The sequence below is a fragment of the Geodermatophilus amargosae genome, assembly GCF_041028265.1.
In the GTDB taxonomy this organism is placed as follows: Bacteria; Actinomycetota; Actinomycetes; order Mycobacteriales; family Geodermatophilaceae; genus Geodermatophilus; species Geodermatophilus amargosae_A.
The window spans coordinates 1-21,160 of the sequence record NZ_JABGCW010000001.1; the positions used below are offsets into that span (position 1 = coordinate 1).

The 21,160-nt window shown below is 73.8% G+C and carries 23 protein-coding genes; 11 read left to right on the forward strand and 12 right to left on the reverse strand.

What is annotated here, in order from left to right; translation table 11 throughout:
• Nucleotides 1-271: 271 nt before the first annotated feature.
• Genes HLV61_RS00005 through HLV61_RS00020 form a run of 4 tightly spaced genes read right to left on the reverse strand, consistent with a single transcriptional unit; the run spans nt 272 to nt 5,372 of the window.
• Nucleotides 272-1,960, reverse strand: a complete 1,689-nt coding sequence (locus HLV61_RS00005) for an MFS transporter (protein WP_369251692.1) — start codon at nt 1,958-1,960, stop codon at nt 272-274.
• Between the two features lie 6 nt (nt 1,961-1,966).
• Nucleotides 1,967-2,641, reverse strand: coding sequence for a Crp/Fnr family transcriptional regulator (locus HLV61_RS00010; protein WP_369251694.1), 675 nt, complete (start codon nt 2,639-2,641; stop codon nt 1,967-1,969).
• A 44-nt stretch (nt 2,642-2,685) separates the two neighbouring features.
• On the reverse strand, nt 2,686-3,996 hold the full coding sequence (locus HLV61_RS00015) for a metallopeptidase TldD-related protein (protein ID WP_369251696.1): 1,311 nt from the start codon (nt 3,994-3,996) through the stop codon (nt 2,686-2,688).
• On the reverse strand, nt 3,993-5,372 hold the full coding sequence (locus tag HLV61_RS00020; protein WP_369251698.1) for a TldD/PmbA family protein: 1,380 nt from the start codon (nt 5,370-5,372) through the stop codon (nt 3,993-3,995). Before HLV61_RS00020 ends, HLV61_RS00015 begins: the two co-directional genes overlap by 4 nt.
• A gap of 301 nt (nt 5,373-5,673) precedes the next feature.
• Here HLV61_RS00020 and HLV61_RS00025 point away from each other — a divergent pair, with 301 nt between their 5' ends.
• On the forward strand, nt 5,674-6,258 hold the full coding sequence (locus HLV61_RS00025) for a GAF domain-containing protein (RefSeq protein WP_369251700.1): 585 nt from the start codon (nt 5,674-5,676) through the stop codon (nt 6,256-6,258).
• Nucleotides 6,236-7,060, forward strand: a complete 825-nt coding sequence (locus HLV61_RS00030; RefSeq protein ID WP_369251702.1) for a S8 family serine peptidase — start codon at nt 6,236-6,238, stop codon at nt 7,058-7,060. Before HLV61_RS00025 ends, HLV61_RS00030 begins: the two co-directional genes overlap by 23 nt.
• A gap of 113 nt (nt 7,061-7,173) precedes the next feature.
• On the opposite strand, the gene HLV61_RS00035 is transcribed toward HLV61_RS00030, so the two are convergent.
• Entirely contained in the window at nt 7,174-7,470 is a 297-nt protein-coding gene (locus HLV61_RS00035; protein ID WP_369251704.1) for a hypothetical protein, read from the reverse strand.
• A gap of 781 nt (nt 7,471-8,251) precedes the next feature.
• Nucleotides 8,252-8,428: a hypothetical protein gene (locus HLV61_RS00040; RefSeq protein WP_369251706.1), complete on the reverse strand. Its 177-nt coding sequence runs from the start codon at nt 8,426-8,428 to the stop codon at nt 8,252-8,254.
• A gap of 68 nt (nt 8,429-8,496) precedes the next feature.
• Here HLV61_RS00040 and HLV61_RS00045 point away from each other — a divergent pair, with 68 nt between their 5' ends.
• The 3 genes from HLV61_RS00045 (at nt 8,497) to HLV61_RS00055 (ending at nt 10,357) form a co-directional block, all read left to right on the forward strand.
• Nucleotides 8,497-8,733, forward strand: a complete 237-nt coding sequence (locus tag HLV61_RS00045; RefSeq protein ID WP_369251708.1) for a hypothetical protein — start codon at nt 8,497-8,499, stop codon at nt 8,731-8,733.
• A gap of 320 nt (nt 8,734-9,053) precedes the next feature.
• A complete protein-coding gene (locus tag HLV61_RS00050) occupies nt 9,054-9,965 on the forward strand; it encodes a HipA family kinase (protein ID WP_369251710.1) in 912 nt (303 codons plus the stop codon).
• Complete coding sequence (locus tag HLV61_RS00055) at nt 9,962-10,357, forward strand: DUF3037 domain-containing protein (RefSeq protein ID WP_369251712.1); 396 nt, start codon at nt 9,962-9,964, stop codon at nt 10,355-10,357. The genes HLV61_RS00050 and HLV61_RS00055 overlap by 4 nt, the downstream gene beginning before the upstream one ends.
• On the opposite strand, the gene HLV61_RS00060 is transcribed toward HLV61_RS00055, so the two are convergent.
• The 5 genes from HLV61_RS00060 to HLV61_RS00080 all read right to left on the reverse strand — a co-directional run bounded on the left by HLV61_RS00060 (nt 10,354) and on the right by HLV61_RS00080 (nt 13,905).
• The gene (locus HLV61_RS00060; protein ID WP_369251714.1) at nt 10,354-10,647 is read right to left on the reverse strand and encodes a 4a-hydroxytetrahydrobiopterin dehydratase; all 294 of its coding nucleotides are present in this window, start codon (nt 10,645-10,647) and stop codon (nt 10,354-10,356) included. The genes HLV61_RS00055 and HLV61_RS00060 overlap by 4 nt on opposite strands.
• A gap of 11 nt (nt 10,648-10,658) precedes the next feature.
• Complete coding sequence (locus HLV61_RS00065) at nt 10,659-11,369, reverse strand: phosphoadenylyl-sulfate reductase (protein WP_369251716.1); 711 nt, start codon at nt 11,367-11,369, stop codon at nt 10,659-10,661.
• On the reverse strand, nt 11,366-11,533 hold the full coding sequence (locus HLV61_RS00070) for a hypothetical protein (RefSeq protein ID WP_369251718.1): 168 nt from the start codon (nt 11,531-11,533) through the stop codon (nt 11,366-11,368). Before HLV61_RS00070 ends, HLV61_RS00065 begins: the two co-directional genes overlap by 4 nt.
• Nucleotides 11,530-13,200, reverse strand: a complete 1,671-nt coding sequence (locus tag HLV61_RS00075; protein ID WP_369251720.1) for a nitrite/sulfite reductase — start codon at nt 13,198-13,200, stop codon at nt 11,530-11,532. The genes HLV61_RS00070 and HLV61_RS00075 overlap by 4 nt, the downstream gene beginning before the upstream one ends.
• Before the next feature lie 225 nt (nt 13,201-13,425).
• Nucleotides 13,426-13,905 (reverse strand): RrF2 family transcriptional regulator, encoded by a 480-nt coding sequence (locus HLV61_RS00080; protein WP_440284428.1) that lies wholly within the window; start codon nt 13,903-13,905, stop codon nt 13,426-13,428.
• 26 nt (nt 13,906-13,931) lie between these two features.
• Here HLV61_RS00080 and HLV61_RS00085 point away from each other — a divergent pair, with 26 nt between their 5' ends.
• Nucleotides 13,932-14,693 carry a (deoxy)nucleoside triphosphate pyrophosphohydrolase gene (locus HLV61_RS00085; protein WP_369251724.1) on the forward strand — a complete coding sequence of 254 codons (762 nt, stop codon included), beginning with the start codon at nt 13,932-13,934 and terminating at the stop codon, nt 14,691-14,693.
• Between the two features lie 59 nt (nt 14,694-14,752).
• Here HLV61_RS00085 and HLV61_RS00090 read toward each other — a convergent pair whose 3' ends face one another.
• Nucleotides 14,753-14,923 carry a CsbD family protein gene (locus HLV61_RS00090; protein WP_093583258.1) on the reverse strand — a complete coding sequence of 57 codons (171 nt, stop codon included), beginning with the start codon at nt 14,921-14,923 and terminating at the stop codon, nt 14,753-14,755.
• Nucleotides 14,924-15,292: 369 nt separating this feature from the next.
• On the opposite strand from HLV61_RS00090, the gene HLV61_RS00095 reads away from it, so the two are divergent.
• From HLV61_RS00095 to HLV61_RS00115, 5 genes are all read left to right on the forward strand, one after another.
• Complete coding sequence (locus tag HLV61_RS00095) at nt 15,293-16,948, forward strand: peptide ABC transporter substrate-binding protein (protein WP_369251726.1); 1,656 nt, start codon at nt 15,293-15,295, stop codon at nt 16,946-16,948.
• Between the two features lie 133 nt (nt 16,949-17,081).
• A complete protein-coding gene (locus HLV61_RS00100) occupies nt 17,082-18,005 on the forward strand; it encodes an ABC transporter permease (protein ID WP_369251728.1) in 924 nt (307 codons plus the stop codon).
• Nucleotides 17,998-18,948, forward strand: coding sequence for an ABC transporter permease (locus HLV61_RS00105; RefSeq protein ID WP_369251730.1), 951 nt, complete (start codon nt 17,998-18,000; stop codon nt 18,946-18,948). The genes HLV61_RS00100 and HLV61_RS00105 overlap by 8 nt, the downstream gene beginning before the upstream one ends.
• Nucleotides 18,945-20,006, forward strand: a complete 1,062-nt coding sequence (locus HLV61_RS00110; RefSeq protein ID WP_369251732.1) for an ABC transporter ATP-binding protein — start codon at nt 18,945-18,947, stop codon at nt 20,004-20,006. The genes HLV61_RS00105 and HLV61_RS00110 overlap by 4 nt, the downstream gene beginning before the upstream one ends.
• Nucleotides 19,990-21,129 carry an ABC transporter ATP-binding protein gene (locus HLV61_RS00115; protein WP_440284429.1) on the forward strand — a complete coding sequence of 380 codons (1,140 nt, stop codon included), beginning with the start codon at nt 19,990-19,992 and terminating at the stop codon, nt 21,127-21,129. The genes HLV61_RS00110 and HLV61_RS00115 overlap by 17 nt, the downstream gene beginning before the upstream one ends.
• Nucleotides 21,130-21,160: the final 31 nt, after the last annotated feature.

Sequence of the window (21,160 nt, forward strand, 5' to 3'; positions counted from 1 at the left end):
CGGCCGTGGCCTTCGACGTCGTCGGTCTCGTCGCGCTCGGCGTCGGCGCCCCACCGGAACTTGTGGCCCTCGGTGTCGTCGGTCTCGTCACGCTCGGCGTCGGCCTTCAACCGCCACCTGTGGCCCTCGACGTCGTCGATGGCGGGGGTGGGCTGCTGCTCGGTCATCTCGGTCTCCTCGGGTCGGTGGTGCGGTATGTGCTCAGCGTCGGTCCAGAGCGGGGGGAGGCCTGTCGGACCGGCGACGGGGGCGGTGTCGTATGCACGACAGGTCAGCCGGTCCGCAGCGGGGTGCGGGCCAGTCGCGTGCTGATGCCGGTCGCCAGGGACGGGCTCAGCGCCGGCCCGCGGCCCACTGCGTCGAGGAAGAGGGCGCCGGGGATCCGCCACAGCAGCGCGTCGGTCTGCGCGGTGACGGTGGCCGTCCGCGGCACCCGCTCGACCAGGCCGATCTCGCCGAGATAGTCCGGCGCGACCATCTCGTTGACCCGGCGTGGGCCGGTCCCGTCGTCGTGGTGGACGACCAGCGCACCCTCGACGAGCACGAGGAGGTCGTCCGCAGGGTCGCCCTGCCGGAGGACCGCCGTCCCCGCCGGCGCCCGCTCCTCCTCGACCGTCGCGGCCAGCCGCTCGAGCGCGGCCTGGCCTGCGCCGTCGAGCAACCGCAGTCCCTCCAGCACGGCCACCCGGGGCGCCAGCGCCCGCCGCCCGCGCGCGGCCGCCGCGTCCAGGTCGCCGACGAACAGCAGCGAAGCCGCGGCGAGCACGACCGGTACGAGCCCGCCGATCGCCAGCGTGCCCGGCAGCCCGAGCAGGCTCACCAGGACCGGCGCGAGGAACGTGCCGGCCGCCGTGCCGACGGCGGTCAGCGACAGCACCAGCCCCGACACCCGACCCAGCACGTCCCCGGGCACGCTGCGCTGCATCGCCGTCTCCACGAGCACGTCGAGCGCCACGATCGCGATCCCCTCGACCACCAGCACCGCGTAGGCGAGCGGAGGAGCGCGGAGGACCGCCAGCGTCGCCAGCGGGATGCCGGTGAGCAGCACCAGTACGCCGATCACCGCCCGCGGCCGGCCCGACCGCGCCAGCCGAGCGCTCAGCGTCGCGCCGAGGACGCCGCCCACGCCGGAGGCCGCGAGCAGCCAGCCCAGCCCGCCGGTTCCGGTGCCGAGCAGCTCGTCGCTCACCAGCACCAGGACGACCAGCTCGACGCCGTAGACGACGGACCCGGCCACGAGGCAGGTGACGAGGACCAGTACCAGCCGGTCGCCGAACAGCGCGGCCGCGCCCTCCCGCAGCTGGACCAGGACACCGGCGCGGTCACCGTCGTCCCCGCCGCCGCGCCGTGCCGACCGGCTGCGGATCGCCAGCAGGAGGACCGCGGAGACGGCGAACGTGGCCGCGTTGATGCCGAAGGCCACCGCGGGGTCGCCGAGCAGGAGCAGCAGGCCACCCGCCGCGGGGCCGGTGACGAAGGCGACCTCGCTGACCGTGCTCACCAGCGAGTTGGCCGAGGCGAGCTCGTCCTCCGGCACCAGCGCGGTGACCAGCGCGCTCGCCGAGGCCTGGTAGAGCGTGGCCGCCGAAGCGGACGCGCCGGACAGGACCACGACGAGCAGCGCCGGACCGGACACCGCGGCGGCGATCGTGAGCGCGACCATCGCCGACAGCTGGACGGCGTCACTGACGGCCATCACCCGGTGCCGCTCGAACCGGTCGGCGACGATGCCGGCCAGCGGTGACAGCAGCGTGTAGGGGACGAAGCGGCTCAGCGTCGCCGCGGCGACCCAGGTGGCGGAGCCGGTTCGGTCGAAGACGTAGGCGACCAGGGCGACGAGGTACAGGAAGTCGCCGAGTTGGGAGGTGGTGAACGACAGCAGGTACAGCCGGAAGTCACGCCGGCGCAGCACCGACCGGGTGGGGCTCGTCGCCCGATGCCTGCCCTGGCCGATGATCACGGTGGGTCAGCCCACGAACCGGCGCAGAGCCGGGACGTCGTGCAGCATGACGTCGCGCTGCTCGATCACGATCCAGCCGCGCCGCTGGAAGCCCTGCAGTGCCGCGTTGACCGTCTGCCGGGTCGCCCCCACCCGCTCTGCGAGCTCGGACTGGGTCAGCTCGAGGTGCACCCGCGGCGGGCCCGAGCGCGGGGCCATCGACAGCAACAGCTTGGCCACTCGCCGCGGGGTGTCCAGGAAGACCAGGTCGGCGGCGTCCCCGGTCAGCCGCCGGACCGTGCGGGCCAGCGAGCCCAGCAGCGCCCGGGTGAGCGCGGGGGAGTGCTCCGCGACGGTCAGCACCGACTCCCGCGGGATGCGCAGCACCGCCGCGTCGGTCAACGCCGCGACGGTGGCCGAGCGCTCCCCGCCGTCGGCCACGGTCAGCTCGCCGACCGACTCGCCGGGCTCCACGACGGCGAGCAGCAGCTCCTCCCCGTGGGGGGAGGTGGTCACCGCCTTGAGGGTCCCCTCGGCGACGACGAGCAGAGAGTCGCCCGGGTCGCCCTCGTGGACGACGAACTGTCCGCGGCGGTAACGCCGGGCCGACGATGCCGCGGCGAGTCGCTGCAGGTCCGGTGCCGGCAGGTCCGCGAACAGACCGCAGCCCCGCAGCACGCGTGCGCGTGCGCTCTCGTCCATGTCCGCCCCCGTGCCCGCATGTGGTGGAGCGGCCGTGACGACGGTCACAGCAGCCCGGGTCGGATCATGACGGTCGGAGCGACGACGGGGAACCCGGGGACGGCGCGCCCGTTCTCCGAGACGGCGACGACCCTCGACCACAGCTCACCGAACGTGGTCGACAGCGGCAGGATCGGTAGCCGGCCGGCGGGTACGCCGTCGTCGAGGAGGCAGGCGACCAGCCCGACGTCGACCCGGCCCGTGACCGGCCGGATGCCGGCGCCCTCGCCGGACAGCTGGTGGACGAGCACCGCGGCGGCGGCCGGTAGCTCGACCGTGGGAGTCAGCCGGAGGAGCGTCGGTCCCACCCCGGGCAGCGACCGGTGACTGCCCCGCCGTGCACTGCCGGTGGACGGGGTGCCGGGGGGCGCCGTGGCCGACGTGTGCAGGGCCCCGACCAGCCGACCGCGGTCGAGCAGGCGGGTCACCTGCCGGGGCTGGCCCTCGTCGTCGAACGGACCCGCCGGGGCGGCGAGCGGGGACGGGCCGTCGTCGTCCAGCGTCACCGCCTCCGACGCCAGTGAGGTGCCGAGGGGCCCGCGGAACGGCCCGGCGCCGTCCAGAGCCGGTCCGGTCAGGGTCCGGCCGAGTGCGGTCAGGAGGGTCGCGGTCACGTCAGGGGAGAGGAGCACCGGCAACCCGGGAGGAAGCTCCCGGCGCGGGCCGAGCAGCGCGACCGCACCGGCGACGGCCTCGGCGGCGAGGGCAGCCACGTCGTCGGCGTCGTCGCACCGTCCGGCGTAGCCGGTCGCGCTCCCGTCGGCGCCCTCCCCGACCACGGCGAGCTCGATCTCGACCGTCCGCCGGCCGTGCCGTACGCGGACGCCTCGCGTGGACACGATCGAGACCTCGCTGCACTCCTCGCGCCACGAGGCGAGGTCGACGGTGCGCACCCGCGGGTCGAGCGACCCGCCGGCACGCGCGAGCTCGACGGCCGTCCGCACGCCGGCGTCCACGTCCGTCCCCGTCGGCAGACCCGGGACGCCAGGGGAGGGCAGTCGCCGGGGCTCGGGCAGCCGGTCAGCCGGGTCGGGCGAGGCCGTGACCGCGGCGGCGCGGGCGGCGGTGAGTGCGGTGCCGAGCCCGTCGTCGCCGAGGTCGGTGGTGGACGCGTAGCCGGTGCGGGCGCCGGCCGCGCCGTCGATCACCAGCCGCAGGCCGACACCGAGCGTCTCGGCCCGGCTCACCTGGCGCAGCTCTCCGCCGGTGCTCGTCTCGACCCGCGTCACGACGCGGTGCAGGCCGTAGACCTCGGCCTCCTCGTCGCCGCGGCAGCCGGCGAGCAGCGCCTCCGCGGTCGCGGCCAGGTCCCTCACGACCTACTCCCGGTGATCGTCAGACCCTCGATCCTCAGGGTCGGGCTGCCGTAGGAGACCGGGACCCACTGCCCGTCGTTGCCGCACAGCGCCGCCGTCCAGGCCAGGTCGTCCCCGACAGCGGTGATCCCGGCCAGGGCCGCCGGGCCGGTGCCCAGCAGCGTCACGCCGGTCAGCGGCCGGGTCAGTTCCCCGTGCTCCACCAGGAAGGCCTCGCTCGCCGTGAAGGCGAACTCCCCGGAGGCGACGTCGACCTCACCGCCGGACAGCCGGGTCAGGTACACACCGCGCCGCAGGTCGGCGAGGACGGCGGCCGGATCATCGGTGCCCGCTCGCAGCGCCGTGTTGCTCATCCGGCACAGCGGGGGAGTGGCGGCGGACTCGCGGCGGCCGTTCGGGGTGCCTGCACGGCTCAGCTGCTCGGCGGCGCTCCGGTCGGTCAGCGCCGCCACCTGGACACCGTCGTCGATCAGCACGGTGGGCTGGGCGGGGGTGCCCTCGTCGTCGACCCGGTAGGAACCGAAGCCCTGGAGGAGGGTGGGGTCGTCGACCACGGTCACCCGCGGCGACGCGAGGCGGCGCCCCTCGGTGCGGGAGTAGACGGAGGCGCCCCGTGCCACCCCGTCCGCCTCCAGCCCGTGGCCGCACGCCTCGTGCACCAGCAGCCCCCCGCCGCCCGGGCCGAGCACGACCGGGAGGACTCCCGCCGGAGGTGGCGCCGCGTCGGGCACCCGCAGCGCTCGGTGCCCGGCTGCCGCTCCGACCGCCTCCGGCGTGGCATGGCCGGGCAGCGTCAGGTCGCCCCAACCCGGCCCCTCGAAGCCGGTGGACGTCCGGCCGGAGCGGCGTGCCGTGACGCGGCAGGTGATCCGCGTGCGGACTCGCGTGTCACCGGTCAGCCGTCCCTCGCTGGTCGCGACCAGCACGGACTGCGCGACCTGCACGATCGTCACGATCACCGAGCGGATCCCCGGACCGGCCGATCGCGCGGCGTCGGCGCACCGGCCGAGCCACTCGGGGTGGAGGGCGACGTCGACGCCGCCCTCCGCCGGGACCGGTGGCGAACCGGCACCCGGTCGCAGGACCGCGCCCGGTCGGCGACCGTCCCGCACGGCGGCGGCCGCACCGGCAGCGGCCAGCAGCGAGTCCCGGTCGAGGACGGTGGTCGAGGCGGACCCTCGCGGGCCCGCGCCGCCCACCCGGACCGCCGCGCCCACGTCTCGGTCCCCGCGCAGCTCGAGCCGGCCGTCCTGCAGCCGCGACGTGGCGCTGGTCCGGTGCTCGGCGAACACCTCGCTCCAGGCGCCGCCCCGGCGCAGCGCGGCGGCAAGGGCGGCGGCCACGTCGTCGAGGTCGATCGGGACGGCGGCGGTCACCGGGGCGCGCGCCGCTCGGCCGGCCGCTCCCCGTCGGGCCCGCGCCGGCCGCCGCGGTTCCGGGGCGTGTGGTCGGTGACCTCGTCCTTCTCGTCTGTCACCGCGTCCGCGGACCGGCGAGAGGGCACGTGGCCGGTCACGTCGTCGCTCCCGTCATCGGTACTGGGCGGTCGATCTCTGTCACGGGCTCCTCCGGCGGTCGTAGGTGCGGTATGAAGCCACCGTCCCGGCCGGAGGGCGACTGGACCGTCGTTCGCCCGACGCCGGGGCTGTCGGGTGCCGGACAGTGCAGGGAGGTGGCGTGAGCGCGCAAGACGTCGAGGCCCTGCTGGCCTCGGTCACCGACCTCGCGCGACGTGTCTTCGGAGCCGCCGCCTGTTCGCTGGCGTTGCTCGAGGCCGACGACGAGCACCTGCTCTTCCACGCTGCCACGGGCGCGGGGGCGGGCGAAGTCGTCGGGCTGCGGCTGCCGGTGGACCGGGGCATCGCCGGGTGGGTCGTCTCCTCCGGCCAACCGATCGCCGTCTCCGACGTCCGGGCCGACCCGCGCTTCGCCGTCGACGTCGCCGAGTCCACCGGCTACGTCCCGCGGGTCATCCTCGCGGCCCCGGTGACCGCGGGCGGTGAGCCGCTCGGCGTCGTCGAGGTGCTCGATCCGCGACCCGACGTGCCGGACCCGCTCGACCTGCTGGCCGTCCTCGCCGCGCACGCCGCTCTGGTCGTGGCGGCGGCCGACCGAGCGGCGGCCGAGGCCCCGCCCGACCCGCGCGTCGTCCTGCACGAGCTGCTCCGCCTGGGCCCGGCCGAGCAGCGGGCGGCCGCCGACCTGCTGGCGGCCTTCCTCGCGTCCCTGGGACGGTCCAGTGGACCTGCCGGCCTGGTCTGAGGCATTCGACCCGGGGCGGCTCGGCCCGGTCCGGTCGCTCGGCGTCCCGATCACGCGGGAGTGGGCCGAGGGCGACGGCAGCGGCCGCGGGGTGAAGGTGGCGGTCATCGACAGCGGCGTCGACGGATCGCATCCCCGGGTCGGCGGGGTCGCCGGTGGAGTGGCGCTGGAGTACGACCCCGACGCGCCGGACGCCGTCCGCGTCGCGGAGGGACCGCACGAGGACCTGTTCGGCCACGGCACCGCATGCGCGGGCGTCATCCGGGCGCTGGCGCCCGAGTGCGAGATCTACAGCGTCCGCGTGCTCGGCCGGCGGCTCACCGGCAAGGGGCTGGTGTTCGCCGCCGGCCTGCGGTGGGCCGTCGAGAACGGCATGCACGTGGTCAACCTCAGCCTGAGCAGCTCGCGGCGCGAGCACCACGGGCTGTTCCACGACCTGGCCGACCTCGCCTACTTCCGGCGGGTGCTGCTGGTGTCGGCGGTGAACAACACCCCGACCGAGAGTTACCCCTCGCTCTATGCGTCGGTCTGCTCGGTGGCGGCCCGGCCGTCGCCGGGTCCCGGCTTCTCGGTCAACCCGAAGCCCCCGGTGGAGTTCGGCGCCGCCGGCGTGGACGTCGACGTCGCCTGGCTCGACGGCGGGTCGATCACCGCCACCGGCAACAGCTTCGCGGCGCCGGTGGTCGCCGGGCACGCGGCCCGAGTCCTCGGCGCCCATCCGGGCCTGACGCCGTTCCAGGTCAAGACCGTCCTGCAGGCACTGGCCGACAACGCCGTGCCGGGCCCGGCGCCGAGGCGGTGACGGCAGCGCCGTCACCGCCTCGAGGAGGCCGGCGGCCCCGGCCGGGACCTACGGTCGGCGGAGACCGCGGACTCGGGATCCCGTCGGAGGACCGCCCGCAGGAGTCGCTTCTCTCAGCGGTCCAGCTCGTCGAGGACGGACTGCGCCTTGGCGGACTGCCCGGCGCCGTCGCCCACCACAGCGCACGGCCGGGACGACGCGTCGTCGCAGAGGACGCTGGGCCCGTCGGAGGGGAGCCTGAAGCCGTGGCCCCGGACGTCGTCGGTGTCGGCCTGCCCGTCGGTCGGGCGTTTGCTGCCGTGGCCGACCACGTCGTCCGGTGGGGACGGCGTGTCCTCCGCCAAGGGGCCCGATGCGTCGGACGGGTTGCGGCGGCCGTGGCCCCGGACGTCGTCGGCGGTAGTGGTCATGGTGCCCTCCTCGGGGTGCTCCTGCGGTGTGGCACCAGCGTGACGAGCCTGGTCACCAGCCACTGTCCGCTCCCTGACGGAGCCGCTGTCGGCTCGCCGACACGCAGAACCGCTCGGGGAAGGCTCCGGTACGGGATGTCAGATTCGCCGGGGCACGCCCGTGCGCCTCGGGTGGACCGCCCGGTCGCGCCGCCGGTGCGGCGGCGGCTGTTGCGCCGCACGGGCGTCGGCCATGGTGCGCTCAGTCGTCGATGGGGCGAGCGGTGGGGACGAGGACGTTCCCGTTCGTCGACCAGGTCGGGCGACCGAGCAGTTGACCCGGCTGGGGAAGGCGGTGGCCCAGTCGGTTCGCCGGGCGTTGTCCGACACGTTGCGGCAGGCCACTCCGGTGGCCGGCGGACACGAGGTGGACCTCACCGAGGACGGCTTGTCCTGTGCCTTCGAGGGCGCAGCCGACGCGGTGGACGCGGCAGTGGCGACGCAGCAGTCAGTGGTGTCGTCCGACGCCCGTCGGCCGGCCTCGAACCACCTGGCGACCCGAACACGTCCTCCCGGGCCAGCCCTACGGAGGACGTGTTCGGACCGCTGAGGGAGCGATCAGCGCGCGGGTCCGGGGCCGATGTCCGCAGCGGGTCCGCGCCGGAACGCGCCATGTCACCGACCCGACGGGACCGGCGTCGTACAGGCGACAGCCGGCCGGGCGGAGCGGCAGGACGGTGACACCAGCGGGGACCCTCGCCGTCCACCACGACCGAGGAGCCCCGATGTCCGCCGTTACCTCTCACCGGTCCAGCACCCGGGCGCGCCACGTGCGGCGCTGGGGCTTCCGCACGATCCTGGCCACCACGGCCTGTCTGGCGACATCGCTGCCGTCGACGGCCACCAGGGCGCAGGCCGCCGTCTCGGCCGACGGGTGGACCTTCGCCACCGACGTCTTCTGCGACCGGACCTTGCTCACCGTCTCCGTCAGGGCGCGCGGGACTCAGCGCGGACGGCGCGCCGGCCGACACCGCTCACCGGTCCTGGGTGTCGGCCGACAACGCTTCCTGGGTCGGTCCCACGGGCTGGATCACGGCCTCCGATCGCAACGCCTACTACGACGGGCCGCACCACGTCCTCAACGGCCCCGGCCACTTCTCGATCTACGTGGAGTACGCCGTCCTCACGGCTGCCGGGTGGGCCACGTACGGGGAGTTCGCCAACCACCGGATCTCCGCCGGTGGCTTCACCGACTCCGGAGGTGCGGCGTCGTGCACCATCTGAGGCCACGCACGGAGGCGGGTCGGCCGGAGGGAGTCCCGACGGCCGGCCTCCGTGCGTTCCAGGGAAGGTCCGTAGCCCAGCCGCGGCAGCCCGTCGTTGGCTCGACGCAAGTGCCGACCTCGTCCGGCGACCCGTTCGAATGTCTCCCGCCCGGTGCCGCCCCCCCTCGGTCCACTCGCCGTGCAGATAGCCGGCCGGCAGCTGCGGCGCGCGCGTGGCGCCGACCTCGGCATAGGTGAGCGGCGCGTTCCGCAGGTCGGCGGGCGACGCGGCCCGCCGCGACGTCCCGGCGTGAGGTCCCGCGTTAGGTTGACGGCACTGTGCTGCCCGCCGTCACCGCCACCCGCTACGTCACCCCGCTGCGCGAGGGTGGCTCGCTGCCCGGACTCATGGAGGCCGACGACCTCGGGACCTACGTGGTCAAGTGGCGGGCGGCCGGGCAGGGCGTGCGGGTGCTGGTGGCCGAGGTCGTCTGCGGCGAGCTGGCCCGGGCGCTGGCCCTGCCGGTGCCCGCGCTGGTCACCGTCGACGTCGTCCCGGAGCTGGCCGTGGGCGAACCCGACCAGGAGGTGCAGGAGCTGCTGCAGCGCTCGGCCGGGCGCAACCTCGGGCTGGACTACCTGCCCGGCGCGCTCGACTTCGAGGCCGGCGTCGGTGAGGTCGAGCCGGAGCTGGCCGGCCGGGTGCTGTGGTTCGACGCGCTGGTGGGCAACGTCGACCGGTCCTGGCGCAACCCGAACATGCTCTTCTGGCACGGCCGGCTGCAGCTGATCGACCATGGCGCCGCGCTGACCTTCCACCACTCCTGGCCGGGCGCGCAGGCCGCCGTCCGCCGTCCCTACGACGCCTCGCAGCACGCCCTCCTCGAGTGCGAGCCCGACCTCGGGGCCGCCGACGCCGACCTCGCGCCGCGGGTCACCCGCCCGTTGCTGGAGCGGGTGCTGGCCCAGGTGCCCGACGCGTGGCTGGAGGACGAAGGACCCCGCCCTCCCCACCCCTCGCACGCTCGGGGCGGTGCCCTGGCCGGGGCCGACCGTCGGTCACCCACCGCCGGCGAGTGGCGCGAGCGTTACGTCGCCCAGCTGTCCGCGCGCCTCGCCGCCCGCGACGCCTGGCTGCCCGGCGTGGTCGCCGCGGCCGCCGCCGGGGGCAGCCGCCGCCGGGCGCCGCGCGGGGAGAACCGTCCCTCCTGGCTCGGCCCGCCGCCGCCTCCCGGGGTGCGTCAGCGGTGAGTCGCCGGGACACCTTCGAGTACGCCGTCCTGCGGGTGGTGCCGCGGGTCGAGCGGGGCGAGGCGTTCAACGCCGGCGTCCTCGTCTACTGCCGGCAGCGCGACTACCTGGGCAGCCGGGTGCACCTCGACGTCGACCGGCTGCGCGCGCTGGACCCGACCGCCGACCCCGACGCGATCGTCCGGGCGCTGCAGGCCGCCGCCGACGTGTGCGCCGCCGCCCCCGCGGCCGGCGCGGCCGGGCGGGAGGCGCTGGGGTCGCGGTTCCGGTGGCTGACCGCGCCGCGCAGCACGGTGGTGCAGCCCGGGCCGGTGCACACCGGCCTCACCGAGGACCCCGACGCCGAGGCCGACCGCCTGCTCCGGCTCCTGGTCCTGCCCGTCACGGACTAGGAGGGCAGGAGCTCGTCGATCCGGCGGGCGAGCTCGAGGTCGAGGGCGCTCACGCCGCCCTCGGAGTGGCTGACCAGCGTCAGGTGCAGAGTCCGCCAGCGCAGGTCGACGTCGGGGTGGTGGTCCAGCTCCTCGGCGACGTCGGCGATCGCCACGATGCGCGCCACCGCCGCCCGGAACGAGGCGAGCTGGACCGTCCGGTGCAGGCCGGCGACGTCCCCGGACCACAGCGGCAGGGCGCGCAGGCCCGCCGCGACCTCGTCGGGGGACAGGCGCGGAGGCCGGGGCACGTCAGCCGCTCCTAGACGTGCAGGCCGCACTCGGTCTTGCCCCGGCCGGCCCAGCGGCCCGCGCGCGGGTCCTCGCCCGGTGCGACGGGGCGGGTGCACGGGGCGCAGCCGATCGAGGCGTAGCCGATCTCCTGCAGCGGGTTGACCGGCACCTGGTGCTCGGCGATGTAGGCGTCGACGTCGTCCTGCGTCCAGGCCGCCAGCGGGTTGACCTTGACCATCCCGCGCTTGGCGTCCCAGTCGACGACCCGCGTGCCCGCGCGCGTGGCCGCCTCGTCGCGGCGCACGCCGGAGCCCCACGCGACGTAGCCGGCCAGCGCCGCGGCCAGCGGCTGCACCTTGCGCAGCGAGCAGCACAGGTCCGGGTCGCGGTCGTGCAGCGCCGGGCCGTGCTCGGCGTCCTGCTCGGCGACCGTCCGCGGCGGCGTCACGTTCACCAGGGTGATGGGCAGGACGCTGCTGATCCAGTCCCGCGTGCCGATCGTCTCGGCGAAGTGGTAGCCGGTGTCGAGGAAGACCACGTGGACGCCGGGGACCGCGCGGGAGGCCAGGTGGGCGAGCAGCCCGTCGGCCATCGAGGAGGTGACGGCGAAGTCGTCGCCGAAGGTCTCCCCGGCCCAGCGCAGCACGGCGAGGGCCTGCTCGACGGGGTCGGCGATGCCCTCGAACCGGGCGTCGGCGTCGGCCGCGAGCTCCGGCGTCGGCGAGATGGCCGTGGTCACTCCTGCACCCCCGTCGCGATCAGGCGGACCGAGAAGGCCCGCAGGCAGGCGCCGCAGCGCCAGCCCTCCTCGTGCGGAGTGAGGTCCTCGTCCCCGCAGTACGGGCAGTGGAACACCGGCAGCTGGCGCTGCCTTCCCGACGGCGACGGTTCCTCCTCGCTCACAGCAGCCAGTCCTCCTCGGCGCGGGAGACGTAGTGGGCGAAGGACTCACCCGGGGTGCGCCGCTCGAGGAAGCCGCGCAGCAGCCGCTCGCAGTAGTCGGCGGTCTCGGCCTTGGTCACCTTGTGGCCGCGGAACTTGCGGCCGAAGGTGGCCTCCACGCCGAGGTGCCCGCCGAGGTGCACCTGGAAGCCCTCGACCATCTCGCCGCTGTCGTCGCGGACCATCGAGCCCTTGAAGCCGATGTCGGCGGTCTGGAACCGGGCGCAGCTGTTCGGGCAGCCGTTGACGTTGATCCCGATGGGGGTGTCGAAGTCCGGCAGCCGCTTCTCCAGCTCCGCGTAGAGGTCCTGGGCGTGCTGCTTGGTCTCCACGATCGCCAGCTTGCAGAACTCCAGACCCGTGCAGGCCATCGTCCCGCGGCGGAACGCGCTCGGGCGGACCTGGAGGTCGTGCTCGGCGAGGGCCTCGACCAGCGCCTCCACCTCCTCGTCGGGCACGTCGAGGATGACCAGCTTCTGCTGCGTCGTCGTCCGGATGCGCCCCTGCCCGTACTCGTCGGCGAGGTCCGCGATCGTGGTGAGCAGCGAGCCGCTGATCCGGCCGGTGCGGAGCGCGAAGCCGACGGCGTTGCGGCCGTCCTTCTGCCGGGCGACGCCGACGTGGTCGCGCTGGTCGTGCTTCGCCGGGGCCGGCGCCGGGCCGTCGGGCAGCGCGTGCTGCAGGTACTCGTCCTGGAGCACCTGGCGGAACTTCTCCGGGCCCCAGTCGGCCATCAGGAACTTGATCCGGGCACGGTTGCGCTGCCGGCGGTAGCCGTAGTCACGGAAGATCGAGGTGCAGGCGGCCCAGACGTCGGTGACCTGCTCGGGCCGGACGAACACGCCGATCCGCTGGGCGAACATCGGGTTGGTGGACAGGCCGCCGCCGACCCACAGGTCGTACCCGGCCTCGCCGTCCCCGTTCACCACGCCGACGAAGGAGACGTCGTCGATCTCGGGCTCGGTGCAGTGGTCGACGCACCCGGACATCGACGTCTTCCACTTGCGCGGCAGGTTGCTGAACTCGGGGTTGCCGACGTACTTCGCGACCGTCTCGGCGATGACGTCGGTGGCGTCGAGGACCTCGTCCTCGAGGACCCCGGCGAGCGGGCAGCCGAGCATCACCCGCGGCACGTCACCGCAGGCCTCCATCGTGCTCAGGCCGACCGACTCCAGCCGCCGCCAGATCTCGGGCACGTCCTCGATGCGGATCCAGTGGTACTGGACGTTCTGCCGGTCGGTGACGTCGGCGACGTCGCGGCCGAACTCGGTGCTGATGCCGCCGAGGACCCGGAGCGCCTCGCTGGTGAGCTGCCCGCCGTCGATGCGGGCCCGCATCATGAAGTAGGAGTCCTCGAGCTCCTCGGGCTCCAGCACGGCGGTCTTGCCGCCGGGGATGCCCTGGGCGCGCTGGGTGTAGAGGCCCATCCAGCGCATGCGGCCGCGCAGGTCACCGGCGTCGATGCCCTCGAAGCCGGTCTTCGAGTAGATGTCGAGGATGCGCTGACGGACGTCGAGCCCGTCGGAGTCCTTCTTCATCCGCTCGTTCGGGTTGAGCGGCTCCCGGTAGCCGAGCGCCCACTGGCCCTGGCCGCGGACGGGCCGGCTGGAACGGGGAGGAGCGGACACGGTGCACTACTTCCTGCGCCGTCCACGCCGGTTCACCCGGGCGCGGGGGCGCTGCCAGGTCGGGTCGCGGCTCGCGCCGCGGAGGAGGACTGGGAGTCAGCGCGCGGCGCGACAGGCGGCGCTGCTGACGAGGCCGAGGTCGATGTGCAGACGCGCGACGAGCAGGCTGCCGCGATCCGTCACGTCCCCGATGGTCTCACACGTGGGGCGCCGGCCGGTGTGCGCTCAGGAGGGGCCATCGCCGAAGGACCGCCAGGCGCCCTCGACGGCGGCGAGCTCGGCGACGTACGCCGGCAGCTTCCCCGCGACGACGTCGGCGAGGGTGACCTCCTCGAGCACGCGCCGGTACGCGGCGCGGGCGGCGACCCACACGCCGGCCAGCTCCTCCGCCGCGCCGGGGTAGCTCACGTCCTCGGGGCGCTGGCCGTGCACCTCGGCGAGGAAGCCCTGCTCCACCCGCATGACCCGGGCGATCGAGATCTCCGACGGCGGCAGCGCGAGCCGGTAGCCGCCCTCCCGGCCGCGCTGGCTGGTGACCAGCCGGGCGTGCTGGAGGTCACCGAGGATCCCCTGCAGGAAGCGCGAGGGGAGTCCCTGGTTGGTGGCGATGCGGTCGCAGGTCAGGGCGCCCGGTGCCGCGGCGGCCAGCTCCACGGCCGCGCGGACGGCGTAGTCGACCCGGGCGGTGATGCGCACGGGAGCCATCCTGCCCGGTCTGCGAGGGTGACGGCGTGCACCGGCTGTGCTTCACGACCGTCGTGGCGGCGCCGCTGACCGTGGCGTTCGACGTCGCCCGGGCCCTCGGCCGCCCGTGGCCGTTCCCGCTGGAGGAGGTCGAGTCGGTCCGCCCGGTGCGCGACCTGTACGCCGCCGGACCCGGCCGCGGCCGGCGCCGGCTCACCCACGAGCGGCGGTTCACCGCGACCGCCACCGGCACCGTCGTCGACGAGCAGGTCGACTGGGACACCGGCCTGCCGGGCGTGCTGGGCGGCCTGCTCGAGCGGACGGTCCTGCGCCGGCGGGTCCGGCGTGCCATGCGCCGGCACCTGGACGGCTACGCGGCCGCGGCGGCGGTGCGCGCCCTCGACGTCGTCCAGGTGGTCGGGGCCGCCGTCGTCCGGGACGACCGGGTGCTGGTCGCGCAGCGCGGCTCCGGGCCGCTGGCCGGACTGTGGGAGTTCCCCGGCGGCAAGGTCGAGCCGGGGGAGGACCACCTCGCCGCGCTGGTGCGCGAGTGCGCCGAGGAGCTCGGGGTCGTCGTCGCGCCGGGGGAGTTCCTCGGCGAGGTGCCGCTGGACGGCTCCGTGGGGGGCGGCACCCCGGGGGCCTCGACGCTGCGCGTCTGGGCCGCACGGTTGGTCGACGGCGAGCCGGCGGCCTCGGAGCACCGCGAGCTGCGGTGGGTGCGCGCCGCGGACCTCGACGGCCTGGACTGGATCGCCGCCGACCGCCCCCTGCTGCCCGCCGTCAGGGGGCTGCTCGCCCGCTCCTGAACGCGCGAGGGCGCCGTCCCCGACGGGGGGACGGCGCCCTGGCGACGTGTCGGAACGGCCTACTTGAAGACGTCCTTGACCTTCTCGCCGGCCTGCTTGAGGTTGCCGGCGGCCTTGTCGTTGGCGCCCTCGGCCTGCAGGTCGCGGTCACCCGTGGCCTCGCCGACGCGCTCCTTGCCCTCGCCGGCCAGTTCCTGGGCCTTGTTCTTCGCCTTGTCGATGCCGCTCATGGTGAGCTCCTCTCCCTGTGGCTCACCCCCGGTTACCCGGGCGTACGGTCACTACACCCGGCTCGCCCGCGTAGCGGAAGTCCTCCGGGGTGAACGACTGCGGACCGCAACTCGTGCGGTCCGCGGCTCGGTCGACCGCCGCTGTTGGAGGTGTGAGGACGGCGGTCGTGAGCCACGGTCACAAATCGGTTGCGGTCGTGGACGGTCTCCGTCACGCGTGCCTAGGGTCGCCACGGCGTTCCGGATCCGTTCCGTGGTGTTCACCCGGAGGACGCCGGCGCTCGGCCAGTGCGCCCGGGTGCGCAGTGTCCCGGCACGCAGAGACCAGTCCGTTCCCCCCGCAGACGCGGGACGAGGGAGGCATCGCACGTGAAGTTGAGCAAGCGCCGGTCGGCGCTCCTGGCGGCCGGCCTGTCCGGTGCGCTGCTGCTGTCCGCCTGTGGCGGCAGCGACGACAGCGGCTCCGGTGGCGGTGGTGGCGGCGGCGAGGGTGGCACCTTCAGCATCTACATCGGCGAGCCCGAGAACCCGCTGGTCCCCAGCAACACCACCGAGTCCGAGGGGCACCAGGTCATCTCGTCCCTGTGGACGGGCCTGGTCGAGTACGCGACGGACGGCGAGGTCGAGTACACCGGCGTCGCCGAGTCCATCGAGTCCGAGGACAACACCACCTGGACCGTCACCCTCAAGGACGGCTGGACGTTCCACGACGGCAGCCCGGTCACCGCCTCGTCCTTCGTGGACGCGTGGAACTGGGGCGCCTACAGCCCCAACGCCCAGGGCGCGTCGTACTTCTTCTCCAACATCCAGGGCTACGACCAGCTGCAGGCCCCGACCGACGCGGACGGCAACCCCACGGGTGACCCGGCCGCGACCGAGATGAGCGGGCTCCAGGTCGTCGACGACCAGACCTTCACCGTCACGCTCACCGGGCCCTTCGCCCAGTTCCCGGTCACCGTCGGCTACAGCGCCTTCTACCCGCAGCCGGAGTCGTTCTTCGAGGACCCCGAGGCGTCCGGCACCCGCCCGGTCGGCAACGGCCCCTTCCAGGCCACCGAGGACTTCGTCCCGGGGCAGGGCTTCTCCGCCAGCCGCTACGACGACTACGCCGGCGAGCAGACCGCCAAGGCCGAGACCGTCGAGTTCCGCGTCTACGCCGACCTGAACACGGGCCTCAACGACGTCGAGGCGGGCAACCTGGACGTGCTCCCGGACATGCCGCCGGACGCCCTCGCCGGTGCCCAGGACACCTTCGGCGACCGTTTCATCGAGGCGCCGTCGTCGGGCTTCACGTACATGGCCTTCCCCACGTACGACCCGCGGTACGCCGACCCCCGCGTCCGCCAGGCCATCTCCATGGCCGTCGACCGGCAGGCCATCTCCGACGCCATCTTCAGCGGCAGCCGCACCGCGGCCGACGACGCGATCGCTCCGGTCGTCGACGGTTACCGCGAGGGTGCCTGTGAGTACTGCGCCCTCGACGTCGACCGGGCCAACCAGCTGCTCGACGAGGCCGGCTTCGACCGCAGTCAGCCGATCGAGCTGTGGTTCAACTCCGGCGCCGGTCACGACGCCTGGGTGGAGGCCGTGGGCAACCAGCTGCGGGAGAACCTCGGCATCGAGTTCGCCCTGCGTGGCGACCTCGACTTCTCCGAGTACCTGCCGCTGCAGGACGAGCAGGGCATGACCGGCCCGTTCCGCCTCGGCTGGAGCATGGACTACCCGAGCCCGCAGAACTACCTCGAGCCGCTCTACTCGACGGCGGCACTCCCGCCGGCGGGCTCGAATGCCTCGTTCTACTCGAACCCCGAGTTCGACGCCCTCGTCCAGCAGGGCAACCAGGCGTCGGACAACGAGCAGGCGATCCAGCTGTACCAGCAGGCCGACGACGTCCTCCTGGAGGACATGCCGATCATGCCGATGTTCTTCGACAAGGAGCAGGCGCTCCACTCGGAGAACGTCAGCGACGTCGTCATCGACGTGTTCGGTGACATCGACGTCGCCTCGGTGACCGTCAACAACTGAGCCCGTCCGTACGACCCGCCGGGGGTGGCCGTCCCAGAAAGGGGCAGCCACCCCCGGCGGCGCGCGTGCCCGCACAGGAGCACGATGAACCCGCGCCGGCCACGTCCGCCGTCGCGCACGACCAAGGGGGGACATGGGCCGCTACATCGCGCGCCGACTCCTGCTGACGATCCCCGTCCTGCTCGGCGCCTCGTTCCTGATCTTCGCGATGGTCTACGCCCTGCCGGGTGACCCCATCCGCGCGCTCGGCGGCGACCGCCCGCTCGCCCCCGCCGTGGTGGCCGAGCTCCGGGACGAGTTCAACCTCGACGACCCGCTGCCGGTCCAGTACGTCAAGTACCTCGGTGATCTGGCCCAGGGGGACTTCGGCACGGACTTCCGCGGCCGTGAGGTGCTCGACACCATCGAACAGCGCCTCCCGGTCACCGTGCGGCTGACGATCGTCGCCATCCTCATCGAAGCGGTCATCGGCATCGTCGCCGGCGTCCTCGCCGGAATCCGGCGCAACGGCTTCCTGGACAACCTGGTGCTCGTCTCGAGCACGCTCGTGGTGGCGATCCCGCTCCTGGTGCTCGCCTTCGTCGCGCAGTACGTCCTCGGGGTCAAGGCCGGCTGGTTCCCCATCGCGGGGATCACCGAGGGCTGGTACAGCTACCTGCTGCCCGGTCTGGTGCTCGCCTCGGGCTCGCTGGCCTACGTCGCCCGGCTGACCCGTACGAGCATGGCGGAGAACCTGCGCGCCGACTACGTGCGCACGGCCAGGGCCAAGGGACTGCCCAACCGCACGGTCATCGTGCGACACACGCTGCGCAACAGCCTGATCCCGGTCGTCACGTTCATCGGTGCGGACATCGGCACCCTCATGGGTGGCGCCATCGTGACGGAGACCGTCTTCAACCTGCCCGGTATCGGGCGCGCGGTCTTCGACAGCGTGCAGGCACAGGAAGGTGCCGTCGTCGTCGGCATCGTCACGCTGATGGTGTTCTTCTTCGTCTTCTTCAACCTGGTCGTCGACGTGCTGTACGCCGTCCTCGACCCGAGGATCCGCTATGACTGAGCAGCAGCAGATGAACCTGCGCAAGGACGAGGTCGAGGCCGGCACGACCACCGGTCTGGCCAGTCCCTCGGTCGACGTCACGAACGAGCGTCAGAACAGCCTCTGGAGCGACGCCTGGAGCGAGTTGCGGCGCAACCCGCTGTTCTGGATCGGCGCGGTCCTCGGGCTGGTCTTCCTCCTGATGGCGCTGTTCCCCCAGATCTTCGCCCGTGGGGCCGACCCCCGTGCCTGCAGCCTGGGCAGCAGCAACCAGAAGCCCTCGGCGCAGCACTGGTTCGGATTCGACCAGCAGGGCTGCGACTACCTCGCCAACGTCGTGTACGGCGCCCGCAACTCGCTGATCATCGGGTTGCTCGCCGTCGCCGTCGTCCTCGTCATGGGCGTCGTCGTCGGCGCGGTCTCGGGGTTCTACGGCCGGTGGGTCGACAGCCTCCTCAGCCGCCTGACCGACATCTTCTACGCGTTGCCGCTGATCCTCGGGGCGCTCGTGGTGCTGCGCAGCGGCATCCTGGGCCGAGGGGTCGTGGCAGTGGCCATCGCCCTGGCGGCCTTCGGCTGGATGACGGCCATGCGGCTGGTCCGGTCGCAGGTCATCGCGGTGAAGAGCTCCGACTACGTGGCCGCGGCGCGGGCGATGGGCGCCTCGAACAGCCGCATCCTGGTCCGCCACATCCTGCCCAACGCCGTGGCTCCGGTGCTCGTGTACACCACCATCACCATCGGCGTGCTCATCGCAGCCGAGGCGACGCTGACCTTCCTCGGCGTGGGCCTGCAGCGGCCGGCCATCTCCTGGGGCCTGCAGATCGAGAACGGTCAGTCGCTCCTCCGGACGGCGCCACACCTCGTCTTCTTCCCCAGCCTGATCCTGACCCTGACCGTGATGGCGTTCGTGATGATGGGTGACGCCCTGCGCGACGCCCTCGACCCGAGGCAGCGCGCATGACCAACCTCGACCTGACCAAGCCGACCGCGGAACTCGCCGAGCAGGGCACGCCCCTGCTCGAGGTCGACGACCTGCACGTGGAGTTCCGCACCCGCTCGGGCACGGTGCACGCCGTCAACGGGGTGAGCTACAGCCTGGCGGCGCGGGAGACCCTCGCCATCCTCGGCGAGTCCGGCTCCGGCAAGTCGGTGTCGGCCCAGGCGATCATGGGGATCCTCGAGACCCCGCCGGCCGTCATCACCGGCGGCGGCATCTGGTTCCAGGGCCGGAACATGCTCGAGATGCCGGCCGAGGACCAGCGGAAGATCCGCGGCCCGGGGATCTCGATGATCTTCCAGGACGCGCTGTCGTCGCTGAACCCCGTCTACAGCGTGGGCTACCAGATCGGCGAGATGTTCCGGGCGCACCGGGGGATGAGCAAGAAGGACGCCCGCAAGCGGGCCGTCGAGCTCATGGACCGGGTGCGCATCCCCGCCGCCGCGCGCCGCGTCGACGACTATCCGCACCAGTTCTCCGGCGGCATGCGCCAGCGCGTCATGATCGCCATGGCCATCGCGCTGGACCCGCGGATCCTCATCGCCGACGAGCCGACCACCGCCCTCGACGTCACCGTGCAGGCGCAGGTCATGGACCTGCTCAAGGACCTGCAGGAGGAGACGGGGATGGGGCTGATCCTCATCACCCACGACCTCGGCGTGGTCAACGAGGTCGCCGACAACGTCGCGGTCATGTACGCCGGTGAGATCGTCGAGCGGGGCACCGTCGACGACGTCTTCACCCGCCCGGCGCACCCCTACACCGACGGCCTCATGAGCTCGGTGCCGCAGGTCGAGGCCAAGGGCGGGCGGCTGCAGCCGATCGTCGGCCAGCCGCCGAACCTGGCGCGCATCCCGAGCGGCTGCCCGTTCCACCCGCGCTGCTCGCGGCGCCGGCTGGGCGCCGACGCCGCGCCCGGGCGGGAGTGCTCGACCGACGTCCCGCCGCTGCGGCTGGTCGTCCCGGGCCGGGAGGCCGCGTGCCACTACAGCGAGGAGGTGCTGGGTGTCCCAGCCCAGTGAGCACGGCGCCACCGCGGCGTCGTCCGTGCCGGCGGCCGTCCCGGGCCAGCACGTGCACTCGTCCCTGACCAAGCTGACCTCCGGGATCGCGGCGACCGGCGCCCGGGGCGAGATGGGCGAGGCGCTGCTGGAGGTCCGCGGGCTGCAGAAGCACTTCCCGCTGACCCAGGGCATCGTCTTCAAGCGCACCGTGGGCCACGTCCGCGCGGTCGACGGCGTCGACCTCACCCTGCGCCGCGGCGAGACCGTCGGCCTGGTCGGGGAGTCCGGTTGCGGCAAGTCGACGGTGTCCAAGCTGATCGTGGCGCTGGAGAAGCCGACCGCGGGGTCGATCCTCTTCAAGGGCCGCGACGTCGCCCACATGGGCGGCCGCGCGCTCAAGGACTACCGGCGCGAGGTCCAGATCATCTTCCAGGACCCCTACGCGTCGCTGAACCCGCGCATGACCGTCGGCGACATCGTCGCCGAGGGCTGGTCGGTGCACGCCGACGTCGCCCCGAAGAAGGGCCGGCTCAAGCGCACCCAGGAGCTGCTCGACCGCGTCGGCCTCAACCCCGACTACGTCAACCGCTACCCGCACCAGTTCTCCGGCGGCCAGCGCCAGCGCATCGGCATCGCCCGCGCGCTGGCGCTGCAGCCCGAGGTGATCGTCTGCGACGAGCCGGTGTCGGCCCTCGACGTCTCGGTGCAGGCCCAGGTGGTCAACCTGCTCGAGGACCTGCAGGACGAGCTCGGCCTGTCCTACCTGTTCATCGCCCACGACCTGTCGGTGGTGCGGCACATCTCCGACCGGGTCGCGGTCATGTACCTCGGCAGCATCGTGGAGGAGGGCACCGCGGACGAGGTCTACTCCTCGCCGTCGCACCCCTACACGCAGGCGCTGCTGTCGTCGGTCCCCCTGCACGAGCCGCACCTGCGCGGGCAGAAGGACCGCATCCTGCTGCAGGGCGACGTGCCGAGCCCGGCCGACCCGCCCTCGGGCTGCCGGTTCCGCACCCGCTGCTGGAAGGCGCAGGACGTCTGCGCCACCGATCCGCCGCAGCTGGTCGACCGCGGGCAGGGCCACCCCTCGGCCTGCCACTTCGCCGAGGCCCGGACGGTCGTCCCCGTCGACGCCGAGTAGCACCCCGCGATCACGGCGCGGTGACCGCCCG